The 11,858-nt window shown below is 54.7% G+C and carries 12 protein-coding genes; 3 read left to right on the forward strand and 9 right to left on the reverse strand.

The genetic code is table 11. The annotated features are described in order from the left end of the window. From V6C16_RS03750 to V6C16_RS03770, 5 genes are all read right to left on the reverse strand, one after another. A partial coding sequence (locus tag V6C16_RS03750) for a hydrogenase small subunit (protein WP_333542782.1) occupies positions 1–707 on the reverse strand: 707 nt, incomplete at its 3' end. Positions 708–1,181: 474 nt separating this feature from the next. Next, positions 1,182–1,475 carry a hypothetical protein gene (locus V6C16_RS03755; RefSeq protein WP_333535575.1) on the reverse strand — a complete coding sequence of 98 codons (294 nt, stop codon included), beginning with the start codon at positions 1,473–1,475 and terminating at the stop codon, positions 1,182–1,184. 74 nt (positions 1,476–1,549) lie between these two features. Continuing rightward, on the reverse strand, positions 1,550–3,151 hold the full coding sequence (locus V6C16_RS03760) for a (Fe-S)-binding protein (RefSeq protein ID WP_333535576.1): 1,602 nt from the start codon (positions 3,149–3,151) through the stop codon (positions 1,550–1,552). Between the two features lie 11 nt (positions 3,152–3,162). Beyond that, positions 3,163–4,101 carry a respiratory nitrate reductase subunit gamma gene (locus tag V6C16_RS03765; protein ID WP_333535577.1) on the reverse strand — a complete coding sequence of 313 codons (939 nt, stop codon included), beginning with the start codon at positions 4,099–4,101 and terminating at the stop codon, positions 3,163–3,165. A gap of 1,187 nt (positions 4,102–5,288) precedes the next feature. Beyond that, positions 5,289–5,705 (reverse strand): RrF2 family transcriptional regulator, encoded by a 417-nt coding sequence (locus tag V6C16_RS03770; RefSeq protein WP_333535578.1) that lies wholly within the window; start codon positions 5,703–5,705, stop codon positions 5,289–5,291. A gap of 346 nt (positions 5,706–6,051) precedes the next feature. Here V6C16_RS03770 and V6C16_RS03775 point away from each other — a divergent pair, with 346 nt between their 5' ends. After that, complete coding sequence (locus V6C16_RS03775; RefSeq protein ID WP_333535579.1) at positions 6,052–6,597, forward strand: RrF2 family transcriptional regulator; 546 nt, start codon at positions 6,052–6,054, stop codon at positions 6,595–6,597. Next, positions 6,572–6,874, forward strand: coding sequence for a response regulator (locus V6C16_RS03780; RefSeq protein ID WP_333535580.1), 303 nt, complete (start codon positions 6,572–6,574; stop codon positions 6,872–6,874). Before V6C16_RS03775 ends, V6C16_RS03780 begins: the two co-directional genes overlap by 26 nt. A 201-nt stretch (positions 6,875–7,075) precedes the next feature. On the opposite strand, the gene hmcF is transcribed toward V6C16_RS03780, so the two are convergent. The 4 genes from hmcF to V6C16_RS03800 all read right to left on the reverse strand — a co-directional run bounded on the left by hmcF (position 7,076) and on the right by V6C16_RS03800 (position 10,050). Beyond that, positions 7,076–8,464 carry a sulfate respiration complex iron-sulfur protein HmcF gene (gene hmcF / locus V6C16_RS03785; RefSeq protein ID WP_333535581.1) on the reverse strand — a complete coding sequence of 463 codons (1,389 nt, stop codon included), beginning with the start codon at positions 8,462–8,464 and terminating at the stop codon, positions 7,076–7,078. A gap of 43 nt (positions 8,465–8,507) precedes the next feature. Further along, positions 8,508–9,188 (reverse strand): sulfate respiration complex protein HmcE, encoded by a 681-nt coding sequence (gene hmcE, locus V6C16_RS03790; RefSeq protein ID WP_333535582.1) that lies wholly within the window; start codon positions 9,186–9,188, stop codon positions 8,508–8,510. A gap of 49 nt (positions 9,189–9,237) precedes the next feature. After that, positions 9,238–9,642: a cytochrome c3 family protein gene (locus V6C16_RS03795; RefSeq protein WP_333535583.1), complete on the reverse strand. Its 405-nt coding sequence runs from the start codon at positions 9,640–9,642 to the stop codon at positions 9,238–9,240. A gap of 123 nt (positions 9,643–9,765) precedes the next feature. Then, positions 9,766–10,050 carry a hypothetical protein gene (locus V6C16_RS03800; protein ID WP_333535584.1) on the reverse strand — a complete coding sequence of 95 codons (285 nt, stop codon included), beginning with the start codon at positions 10,048–10,050 and terminating at the stop codon, positions 9,766–9,768. 1,137 nt (positions 10,051–11,187) lie between these two features. On the opposite strand from V6C16_RS03800, the gene V6C16_RS03805 reads away from it, so the two are divergent. Then, complete coding sequence (locus V6C16_RS03805) at positions 11,188–11,700, forward strand: YchJ family protein (RefSeq protein ID WP_333535585.1); 513 nt, start codon at positions 11,188–11,190, stop codon at positions 11,698–11,700. The last annotated feature ends 158 nt before the right edge of the window (positions 11,701–11,858 follow it).

Genomic DNA, 11,858 nt, shown 5'->3' on the forward strand with positions numbered 1-11,858 from the left:
TAGCACGCGTAGTGCACGCGCACGCCGTAGAACATTTCGGGCCGCCCCTGCGCGTCAAGGCTCGGCAGGCGGTCATAGGTGATGATGTAGGTCAGGATGGAGCTCATGACCTCGGGAATGGCCGGACAGCCGGGAACCTTGATCTGCGGCTTGTTGGGGAAAAGCTTGTGCAGCGGGGTGGCCGCCGTGGGATTGGGTGAAGCGGCCTGCACACAGCCCCAGGAGGCGCAGGTTCCCCAGGCGACCACGGCCTTGGCATGCTCCACGCCGCGCTTGAGTTTTTCATAAAAGGGCTTGCCGCCGTCAATGCAGTACATGCCCTGTTCATTCAGGGGAACGTTACCTTCCACCGCCAGAATGTACTGGCCCTTGTATCTTTCAATGGCCTGCTCATAACAGGCGTTGGCCTGTTCGCCGGCCGCCGCCATAATGGTGTCCTGATAATCCAGGGCAATCATTGAAAGGATGATGTCGGCCGCCAGGGGATGGGCCGTGCGCAGGAAGGACTCAGTGCAGCAGGAACAGGAAAGGCCGTTGATCCAGAGCACCGGAAGGCGGGGTTTTGTGGAAAGGGCCTGGGCGATAGCCAGGTCCGCTCCGGGGCCAAGCCCCATTGCAACGGCCGTGAGCGCGCAGAACTTCATGAAGTCCCGGCGGCTGACGCCTTTGTTGCGCAGAACCTCGGCGGTTGTTTCAAGACGTGCCATAGTTACCTCAACGCTTTCTTAGGTTGGAAGTGAGCCGTGAGGAGGGGGAGGGGTGCAAAGCCGCACCGGGCAGAAAAGGGCTATGCCAAGCCCGCTTTATCATAAAACCTACTAATAAGACTATAGGGCCGTACTCGCAAAAGCAAGTGAAAAAATTGGATGAATTATGTTGGATTAATGGTATCGCCTGGGGTGGCGCGTGCGGCAGTGCGAGAAAAGCGGCAGATATATAGCATTTCGTATTTTCCCTGTGCTTTCGTTGCCGCGTGGTGGCTGGCAGGCGGGCGCACTAGAGCAGTTTCACTTTGAAATTGCTCTGGCGACTGCGCGAGCAGGCGCCCGCCGCGAAGGCGTAAGCGCAATTTATTTGCGCGGTTAAACGCCGAAGCGAGCGTGTTTTAAACTTTGAAAATATACATTTTCAAAGTTAATCTGCTCTAAAAGAGAGGTTCTTTTGTTCAAAAGAACCTCTCTTCATAACAGACTTTCAGCGGTCCGGCGGCAAGAGCCAATTGTCGGTGGGCGCGTTGGAAACTTTAGAGCAATTTCACTTTGAAATTGCTCTGCTGACGCGAAGGCGGCAGCCGCCACCAAGTGGCGTGGATTCTGGCGAAAACCACGTTTTTCGCCAGAATGATGCGTTGAAACAGGGAGTGTTTCAAAAGCAAAATGCTCTAGTGGAGAAGATCCCGGCAAAGTTTTACGGCGCTGCCCCGGGCGCTTGCCCGCGTAGAAGCGCAGCGCTGTCGTGGGGACGGTGCTGCTCATGCGGAAGCCCGAGCCTTTTTACATCAGCATTATTCCGTTCGCCGTGGGCCTTGGCCCACGGCGAACGGGCAATGCTATTCTTCTTCTCCCGCGCCTTCAAATTCAATGAAGCCGGGGTTCACGTTGGTCATGGCGTTAACGATAAGTTCCACCAGGCCGCCGTAGGCGAAGTTGTTCTTGGTGTACAGGTCGTTGTGCTCAAGGATTTCGCGGATCTGGCCCTTGCAGTTGGAGCAGGGGGCGCAGATGTACTTGCGGGTTTCGGGGCCAAGGCAATCCTTGAAGGCTTCGCTGATCTGCCACATCTTTTTGCGGCCGGAGATGTTACCGCGCCATTGTTCGATGTTGTTGCGGGTCATGATGGCAAAGCCGGAACCGCCGCCGCAACAGTAGTTGTCCACGCCGTGGCAGGGCATTTCGCGGAACTGGGGCGCGATTTTACGCAGAATTTCGCGCTGCGGTTCCACGATGCCCATAAGACGCACCACGTTGCAGGGGTCGTGCAGGGTCACGGGAAAGTCGTTGCGCGAGGGGTCGAGCTTGAGGCGGCCGCTCATGACGATGTCGCGCAGGGTGACATAGCAGCTTTCGCGCGGAACCTGGTATTCAAAGGGGATCACGCGATCAGCGATGACGGTGAGCGCCTTGTGGGCATGGCCGCATTCGCCGATGACGATTTTTTTGACGCCCAGTTCCTTGGCGGCCATCATGTGCTGCAGGGCGATGCGGGCTGTCTGGGCATCGTCGTAGAACACGCCGTAGTTCACGCCGTCATAGGCAAGGGCCTTGCTGGAAAGCGTCCACGACAGGCCGGCTTCCTGAAAGATAAGCGAGAAGGAGGCGATGTTTTCAGGCCAGGCCATGATTTCGCCGGCATTGTGCAGCAGCATGATGTCCGCGCCCTGCACGTCAAAGGGCGTATGGATGCCCACGCCGGTGATTTCCGTGTAGTCCTCGTCGATGAACTCCACGTTTTCTTTCACCACTTCGGGGGTCATGCCCGTGGAAGAGCCGGCCTTCATGTGGTTCATGGTGCCGCGTTCGTGCAGTTCGCGGGGGTAGATGCCCAGTTCCTGGCTGAAGACCTTGCGGATTTCGCGGGCCATCAGGCCGTTGTCCACACCGATGGGGCAGGTCTGGGCGCAGCGGCGGCAAAGGTTGCAGCGGTAGGCCAGTTCGCCCAGGCGGGCCACGGTTTTCCAGTTCAGGTTCATGTCGCCGTAGCGCCATTTTGCCAGGGGTTCTTTCTTCACATACTGCTTGTAGATGCGGCGGAAGATTTCGGAGCGGAAGTTGGGCCGGTACATTTCGTTTTCGCCCGACATCTCATAAAGATGGCAGGCATCGGAACAGGAGTTGCACTGCACGCAGTTGTCCATGCTGGTTTCAAGCATGGGCAGGAAGGTCCAGTTGTTTTCCTTGCTGAACAGCTTGCGCACACCGTCGAGGAACTTGTTGACCAGTTCTTCCTCTTCTTCACGGTTTTTGGGCTTGGGAATGTTCAGCACGCAAACTTCGTCAAGAATACAGGCGGTGTTTTCTTTCTGCTCTTCAGTAAAGGGCTTCCAGGGCATGGTATGCATATCCACAGCCAGTTCGGGGATCTCTTTCAGGTCAATGCTGACCATCTGCCCGTCGACGGTGGAAACGTCAGTCAAGCGAAGGTTGTCTTTCATGTCTGAACTCCCTAGTCTTCTTTCTTTTCTGTGGGGTTGGTGGTGGCAACATCCACCCAGGTCCTGGGGGTTCCATCACCGGAGATATGCTTGGCCGACCAGGTCACATTGAACTTGAGGGCCTCAAGGATCTTCTGTTTGTTCTTTTCGCTGTAGTTGGTAGGCTCGTCGCCCCAGCGGATGTCGTGGTACATGAAGTACTTCATGATCAGGTGGCCCATGTTGGTCATGGGGATCCAGATGAGCAGGAAGAAGCCGAGCAGCAGGTGCAGGCTGAAGAGCGTGCTGGTCTGCGGAGCAAAATTGAAGGTAAGCAGGTTATAGATGAAGGTGCGGGCCAGTTCGAAATACGAAGGAGCAACAGCCCAGGCGGCCAGACCCAGCACGCCGAAGACCACAAACACGCCCAGGTTGAAGTAGTGTTCGGGCGTGCTGTAGCGGCGCAGGCCTTCATCATTGCGGCGACGCTCAATAAGGCCGATGCCGCCGATGACGATGCACAGCGCGCCGACCAGCACAACGGCGTTGATGACGTTGCCCACGAAAATCATGACGCCGCCCTGCGGGTTCAGACCAAAAATCTGGGCGATGACGGCACAGAGCACAATGATGGTTCCGCCCATGAGCATGTACATGCCCACGTGGAAGGGGTAGGTGCGCACCCACAGCTTCAGGTTGTGCTCAAAGGTGGCGTGCAAAAAGAGCACTTCGGTCAGAATGCCCTTGATGTCGCCCCAGTGTGAAATATGGCGCGGCTTGGTCCACCAGTCTTTTTCTTCCATAAAACTGCCGCCATAAGCAGCCTTTTGTGCGCCCTCATGGGGGACCGGATAGAGTTCCCAGCGTACATGCAACGGACTGGCCGCCATGTAGGACCGGATTTTCAAGTATGCCATGCAAAAGAAGCCGGCTACCGCCAAATAGCCCAAGATGTAGAACAAAATGGTCATGCGTTTTCTCCCGTAGGGTCAATATGCCGCTGAAACATGGGTTCGGCGGGCCCGGCCCGGCCGGTGCGCCGCTAACAGCCCGGCATGCGTCTGCTTGCCTGCAACCTCTCCTGAAAAATTACCGGGCCAATGACTGTGGCGGACCGTCCTTGTCAGGAATTGGTCACGTTAAGGGGTGAAGTCAAGATGGCCGGTGGCACTCCTGATACCTAAAATATAAAAAAATGCAAAGATGTCAGATAGATTCATTACGATAAAATTAATCAAGATTAATCTAATTTTATTTAAGAAAATCAGATAGATTTAAAGCCCAAAAATATTTTTTTGGCAAGAAAAAATATTTTTCCGGCAAGCAGAATCACCGGCTAAAATGCTGCGGTACGCATTTTGAACGGCATTTGCATAAACATATTTGTTTGGTAGGTGTTTTTTAGTAAAACAGAGCAAAAAAATATGGAATAAAAGCTCTCCTGAACAGTGCGGACCAGGAGATTCAACTCACATGTGCAATAGTAAAAGCATGTTGCGTGAATGTCCGACCTGATTGGCAATGTGCAGCATGTTTTTCTTTAGGGGGGAATCCAAAGGTTTCTTAAGAAAATAGCTCGCGCCAGCATGAAGCGGTGTTTGCCGGGCGTTTGGATGCAGCGGCCAGTGCCACAAAAGAGGCAGATATGGCGGGCAGTGTCAGCGGGGAGGAGCGAGGCCAGAGTCAGGCCACAGAGTCAGTGCAAGCAGGGCAGATGGGGGCAGACGGAGCCACAACAGGGGCAGTCAGGCTGGGCCGGCCAAGGCTTGTGGCTGCAGCCAACGCTGGTAAAAACACCCAGTCAAACCGCACAGACAATCAAAAAGCCAGTCTGTCGAGCCACTATCCAGTGGAGCCACGCGAGGCGGTGCAAGGCAGAAAAGCGGAGGGGTAAACAGCAGGAAGAGTGTGTTTTACAGGCTGCCGAAGGAGCAAACAGGGGAAACAGGTTGGGCATGGTTGGGCAGAGGCATTTTCGTCATTTGTTGCAAGCGGGAAGCGACAGGTAGAAGGCGACGAAGGTGAAGCAGGAGGCAGGATTGAATGTGGCGGCGGGGCAGAAGGTACAATCCAGCCAAGGCGGACGCCGCACCGTTTGTTCCTGCCCCTGTAAAGAGAAGGCTGCCACGGGGCCGTCCGCCGCTGGACGCGCTGATTGTTAAAGCAAAATGTGGTCGTCGTGCATGAGGTCGCGCAACGTGATGGATTCAAACACTCCATCGAGGGTTGATTGCAGGCTTTCCCACGCCTTGCGCACTTCGCAGGCATCAAAGCGTGAACAATGGCCGGGTTTCTCCAGGCAGCCGCTCAGTTCAATGCCCCCTTCCATCAGGTTTACGATGCAGCCAAAGGTGAGGTCTTCGGGTTTGCGTAACAGTACATGCCCGCCTTTGGCCCCGCGCACACTGCCCGTAATGCCCGCCAGCCGCAACTGACGTAAAATTTGTTCAATGAATTGAGAGCTGATTCCTGTCTGGCTTGCCAGCACGCTTGAGGAAACAGGTTTCTCAAGTCCGTTCTTTGCCAGATAGAGCAATATACGGGCAGCGTATCGTGTTTTTGCTGAAAGCTTCATTGCGAAACCCCCACGGCGCAGTAATAAAATGGAATATAAAATCGGCCAATGGCCGTATCACACTGTGTTGGAAGTTTGAGCTTCCGAAGCATAATTTGAACAAAGCACAGCATAACACCACAACGGGACTTTTTGCATCTCTTTTTTTTATCTTGCCTCAATACTTGCGAAATCATTCACACGGTCAGGAGGGCAGTGTTTTTAGCCGTTCACAGGTTTGAGCACAAAGTCCCAAAGTCGCTTGACGCCCAAAGTGGCTTGAGCTAATAATCATGAGTAAAGCAGTCTAAATTAGACGTATCAAGTATTGTAAGTTTTATCGCCTCCAGCAAAATAAGGAATAAATATGCGTATTTCCACCATGTCTTGTCATGCGCTGCACCTGCTATTGTGCCTTTCTGAACAAGATCGGACTATTCCTGCTTCTGCTTCTGAATTGGCGGTCTGTACAGGCATTTCTGAAAAGTTTGTGCAAAAAATCATGCGCTTGTTGCAGGCTGAGGGAATTATCAAAAGCGTACGGGGCATTGCCGGGGGCCACATGCTTGCCCGCAACCCCGAAGCCATAACTCTGGCGGACATCATCTGCGCGGTGGAAGGGGGCATAACCCTGCCCGGCGTCAACAGCGAAGCTCCGGCGGGAAAAGCCGCTCTGGATGTTTGGGACAAAGCCGCCCTGGCTCTGCGCAACTCCCTTGATGCGGTCACCCTTTGCTCCGTTCGCCAGAACGCGGGGCTTTCGCAGCGGCATGGCACGCGCCGTAAGGCTGAATATCCTGTTCACAGAAGATCAGAATCCGAACTCGGAGGCCCCAATGCAAAAGCATATTCTCTTGGTAGACAGCGATGCCGAAAGTCTAAGCAGGATGTCGCAACTTCTACGCCAATCTGACTATCAGGTGAGCGTAGCCTGTACTTGCGATGAAAGTTTGAACATGGTTCACAATTGCAAGCCTGACTGCATCATTTTTGATGTGGAACTGGAAGGCACTTCGGGAACCATCATGTACAGCCGTTTGCGCAGGAACTCGCAGACACGCCATATTCCGGCCATTGTCTGTACCAACGTGGGACCAAGACCGGTGTGCTTCGGAACGGGCATTCCCGTTTTGAACAAGTCCTGCACCTGTGAGGCGCTGCTGGGCGCTGTTTCAGCCGCCACTGCCTGAAGGTTGGAGCGCCGCAAAAGGCCCGTCTGCCGGAACTGCTTTCTTTCTGTCGCCGGTGGCAACTGACCAGGCTGTAAAAGGTTTTTATTGTTGGCCGGGCAAGTGGGATGCCTTGCCCGGCCAACGGGCGTTCATGATGCGCCCTTGGGCAGAGCCGCGATTTGCAAAAGGACAAATAAACCGCAGCTCTGTCACTCTAGTTTATTCGGGCGCGATATGGCGGATGTGCGGAGGAATTATCAGCATATCCACCAGCAGCGGCTTGAGGAAGGACCACTTGATGTTGTGTTCTTCGTAGACTTCCATCATGTCGCGTATGGCGTCCCAGCAGTTGTGGCAGGGCGTGATGACCATTTCAGCGCCGGTGGCCCTGATCTGCTCCAGCTTGTTGGTAAGAGCCACGTTGCGCTCCTGCCGGTAAATGCCGATGCCGTTCAGGCCGCCGCCCCCGCCGCAACAGAAGTTGTGGTCGCTTTTGGGGCTCATTTCGCGAAAATCTTCAGCGATATAGCTCATGATTTCGCGGGTAGCCATGCCAAGGCCGTGGTTGCGCACGTAGTTGCACGAATCCTGAAGCGTGCAGGGAACCTTGATTTTTTTGGCCGGATCAATCTTGATTTTGCCGGTGCGCAGCATTTCGGCCACCCATTCCACATAATGCATGAAGCGCACCGGCGGATCACCGCTCTCACGTCCGGCCCAGTAAGGGCCTTCGACGACGGTGGCGCGGTGGGCGTGTCCGCATTCGGTTCCCACAACCACTTTGGGCTTGATGCGCTCAACGGCGGCGTAAATACGCTTGACGTTCTGCGCGCAGCCTTCCCAGTCACCGGCGAACATGGTCAGCGAAGTGTTTTCCCAGCCTTCGCGCGGCACGGTCCAGTTGGTGTCGGTCACGTGGAAGAGGATGGCGGCCAGAGCGATATCTTCAGGGTAGTGCTTAACCTCGCGGGCGTTGAGAACATACATGACATCAGCATGTTCCTTTTCAACGGGGATTTCGAGGTCGGGCCATTCTTCCTGCTGCTCTTCCACCATCCATTCACAGGTTTCGAGCCAGTCTTCTTCGCTCACGTCCATCTGTGCGCCGTAAACGCGGTGCATGCCGGAGCCGATCTTCATTTCCCACGGAATAAAGCCGTGCTTGAAAAGAATGCCGCGCAGGTAGCTGAACATGACGCCGGTGTCGATGCCGTGCGGGCAGTAAACGGCGCAGCGGTTGCAGCAGGTGCACTTGCCCCAGGCAGCATCCATGCATTTGATCATGAACGCGGCGTCGACCTTGCCCTTGCGGCGCAAAAGCTCGCCCAGAGTCGCCTGTATCTTGTACGAGGGGATCTGGGTGGGGTCATTATTGTTTGTTCTGTAAAAGAAGCAGCTGTCGGCGCACATGGCACAGTGGGCACAGATGTCGAGCCACGTGCGGGTGCGCGATTTGCAGGTCTGCTCCAGGTCGCGGGCCAGGGCTGCCTGGTCGACCTTCATTTCCTTCATTTGGCTGTAATATTGCGCCCCGCCCTTATCCTTCAGCAGATTGAGGATGCCTTCCTTGGTAGTGATGGGGGTGGGGGTGCAAAGCAGTTCGGACATGGTTCGCTCCTTTCAGGCGAAAATAATAATACTGTTGCCCGTCTTACCAGGGGAAAGCGCCGCCGCGCGTGGCTCCGCCTCTTTTGATGGCGAAGTCCATGCCGATCTGGGCACGCGACAGGAAAAAGAGCACGATGTGCGAAAGCTTGGTAAAGGGGGCCAGAATAAGGAAAAGCTCGCCGCTCAGCACATGCAGAACCATCCAGCTCTGGTAGGCCGAGGTGTCCAGGCGGGCCATAAGCCCGGTGGCGAAGGGTAAAAAGGTCAAAAGCAGAATGAACCAGTCCGCGCGGCTGTTCAGTTGCCGCAACGCGGGAGAGGCCATGCGGCGCGCGGCCAGCAGCAGAATGGCCGCAAGGCTGAGCACCGAAAGAATGTCGGCCAGGGTTCCGGGCAGCGAGGGCAGGCTTATGCCTACGTAGCGCTCAAGCAGCACGGTGTGTCCCAGCAGGAAAAGCGGCACCAGCACAGCGCCGAAGTGCAGCAGGAAAAACAGGGTGGTGGCGACGGGCTGTGTGCGCCAGCCGTCAGTGCCGCCGGGGATGAGCCATTTAAAGATGGACGCCAGCGCGCCGGGAATGGAGCGGTCTGTGTGATAGCGGTAGGCAATGCGCTCAAGGCGCCAGTCCAGGCCGCGCACGTAAAGAACCACGCGGGCCAGCATGCCTACTGTAAAAATAACAAGTGAAATGACAAAAAGCGGTCCGGTAATAAAGTCAAGCATCTGATTCTGCCTCCTAACGTTCTTTCTTCCTTATGCAGTGAGCCACCGGCTACTTTTTGGCGGCGTACTCAGATGCGATGCGCTCGCTGTGGCAAACCCGGCAGTCTACAAGGCGGGGGCCCTTGGCAAGCTTGACATGACACTCGGTACAGGTGGCATGCAGGTAGTCCATCTGCTTGCCGGGAGCGACGTTTCTTACATTCAGAAACGTCTCTGACAGCCCTTCGTCCGTCATCTGGTGGCAGGCCGTGCAGTCTTGCCCCTTGTCTTCCAGATAGGCGATGTGCTGGTCATGGGTGAAGAAAACCGGCGGCATCTTCTTGGCGCTGAAGGCCGGGTAGGTGAAGGGAATACGTTCCTCACCGAAGGCCACGCCTGAAGACAGTGCCATGCCGAGAGCCAAAAACAAGAGGCTGGTGAGAATGGTTCTGAATCCGATGTGTTTTTCCCGCATGGTGGATCCTTGCTTCCTGACATAATCCTGGTGATGTTACCCCGGTAAACAACCAGCGCCGGGCACAATATATAAGGAAATCCCGAGCACGCGCTTCGGGATTTCCCCTGGTTCCGCGTTTAGCTAGGCTTTGGCCCTGTTGAGGGCTTCAGCCGCGTTGCGCATAAAAACAGCACATTTGTAGGGTTCGTTTTTCATACACCGCATGGCGTAGGCCGCGCCGAGATAAAGAAACAGACGCGATTCGTAGTCCAGCCTGTTGGTTTGCAGCCAGTGGTCATGGGGCGCTTCCGCCTGCGCCAGGTCCTTGGCGCGGGCAAGGTCGTCCGCATACGCTTCACCGGCAAGCTTGGAATACAGTTCGCAGATTTCTTCAGCCAGGTATTCACGTTCTGATAATGCCGACATGACAACCCCCTTGCGTCACGCGCGGTTACGCCCCACTGTACATGAGGCATTGGTAAAGGGCAATTAAATTATGTAATTTCTGACTCAATTAATCCATACAAAAAGATTATTATATTAAAAATACTGCGTCAACATAGTTTCAATTTTTTGTGGCAAAAAATATCTAAATATCATTGCTTGTTAATTATAAATGTTGACTAATTAAATATAGTATTTTTGTCACAAGCGCTTCTTGTGCCAATGCAACACTCATGATGCAACAGTTGTAAAAGATAGCTTTCAGATATATTTTCATGTTTGAGTGCCCAATTTTATTCATAGTGCATTTATAAGTTTTCTATTCATATGTATTTTAAGGTTATTTGAAGAGAGTCGTTTTGTAGTATTTAACTTGGTTTTTGGGATGGACAGCAGCGTTGCGCCGGTATTTCTTTACCTGCCTGACGACGCCAACCGCCTTCTTACAGACGTGCGCTCAAGAGCTATTTGGGCTTATAATTCAAAATTTAAGCTATTTCAGCGTGTTGAGATTTAGTGATTTATATCACAACTGGCGGGTATTCCGGGGAAGGGGAAAGCGCGTGACAGGGCCGGGTTGGCCGCGCCTGGCGGTGAATGGGCCGGGTTGATGTTCTGTCTGTGACGGGACAAACGGCTAGAGCAATTTCACTTTGAAATTGCTCGGACGGCTGCGTGAGCAGACGTTCGCTACGGAGGCGTAAGCGCAGTTTATCTGCGCGGTTAAACGCCGAAGTGAGCGTGCCTTAAACTTTGAGAATGTATATTCTCAAAGTTAATCTGCTCTAAATGTGCCGAGCGATGGTTGGGACGGGGCGGCAGGGCGAGTGGCGTGCCAGTGTCACGCCGTGCGCGCGCATGTCCTATGCGATGGGTGCGGCCATGTGTCGGCGGTGCGGTCAGACGGCAAGGGTTGTGCGCCGCTGATTCGTTTACCCGATGATACGACAGGCATGCTGGCATTCCGGCATTCCGGCTGTCCCTTGGCCATCAGACTTTTGCCGCTTTGTTGGGTCAATGGCGGAACAGGCCCTTGTGCGCTCTTGCCGCCCGGTCAGGCATGCGTTAATATTTATGGGCTATACGCCTCCTGAGGGCTTTAAAAACAAGGTGGATTTCATGCAACAGCAATGCCCTTGCGGCAGCGGCCTTTCTCTCGATCAGTGCTGCGGTCCTTATATTGATGGCACGATATGGCCCGGCGATGCCGAAACTCTCATGCGTTCGCGCTATTCGGCCTACGTGCTCGGCCGTTACCAATGGCTTGTGGACAGCACCCACCCGGACTACCGGGAGGGCATATCCGTGGAAAAGCTCACGGAACAGGCCAAGGACGTGCAGTGGCTGCGTCTGGACGTGGGCCGGGTTGAAAGCGACGTACCCGCCGGAAAAAACGCTGAACTTTTTGATGTGGTGGAATTTCATGCCTATTATGAGATGGAGGGCATCCCACGTCAGTTGGGCGAGCGCAGTTTTTTTGCCCGCCAGGACGAGAAAATCTTTTATGTGGACGGCGTTGCCCTGAGGCCGGAAGCGTACCGCAGGCAAAACCCCAAGGTGGGGCGCAATGACCCCTGTCCATGCGGCAGCGGTAAAAAGCATAAAAAATGCTGTGGAGTCGAAACCGCTTGAGCGCCACAGATCACGCGGCACGAGGAGCCGGCAAAACCGGCCCGCTGACGGCCATTCGCCAGTTTTGCCTCGAATGCCAGGGAGCTTCCGGCAAGGCTGTGCGCGCTTGCGCCGACAGGCATTGCCCGCTGTGGGACTGGCGTCTGGCCTTGCTGGCT

Source organism: Desulfovibrio sp. 1188_IL3213, assembly GCF_036763145.1.
GTDB lineage: Bacteria > Desulfobacterota > Desulfovibrionia > Desulfovibrionales > Desulfovibrionaceae > Desulfovibrio.

Coding starts and splice junctions, on each gene's coding strand:
- V6C16_RS03775 (WP_333535579.1), top strand. CDS start 6,052: ATGCGTATTTCCACCATGTCTTGTCATGCGCTGCACCTGCTATTGTGC.
- hmcE (WP_333535582.1), bottom strand. CDS start 9,188: ATGCTTGACTTTATTACCGGACCGCTTTTTGTCATTTCACTTGTTATT.
- V6C16_RS03780 (WP_333535580.1), top strand. CDS start 6,572: ATGTCGCAACTTCTACGCCAATCTGACTATCAGGTGAGCGTAGCCTGT.
- V6C16_RS03760 (WP_333535576.1), bottom strand. CDS start 3,151: ATGAAAGACAACCTTCGCTTGACTGACGTTTCCACCGTCGACGGGCAG.
- V6C16_RS03800 (WP_333535584.1), bottom strand. CDS start 10,050: ATGTCGGCATTATCAGAACGTGAATACCTGGCTGAAGAAATCTGCGAA.
- V6C16_RS03765 (WP_333535577.1), bottom strand. CDS start 4,101: ATGACCATTTTGTTCTACATCTTGGGCTATTTGGCGGTAGCCGGCTTC.
- V6C16_RS03795 (WP_333535583.1), bottom strand. CDS start 9,642: ATGCGGGAAAAACACATCGGATTCAGAACCATTCTCACCAGCCTCTTG.
- V6C16_RS03770 (WP_333535578.1), bottom strand. CDS start 5,705: ATGAAGCTTTCAGCAAAAACACGATACGCTGCCCGTATATTGCTCTAT.
- hmcF (WP_333535581.1), bottom strand. CDS start 8,464: ATGTCCGAACTGCTTTGCACCCCCACCCCCATCACTACCAAGGAAGGC.
- V6C16_RS03805 (WP_333535585.1), top strand. CDS start 11,188: ATGCAACAGCAATGCCCTTGCGGCAGCGGCCTTTCTCTCGATCAGTGC.
- V6C16_RS03755 (WP_333535575.1), bottom strand. CDS start 1,475: ATGAGCAGCACCGTCCCCACGACAGCGCTGCGCTTCTACGCGGGCAAG.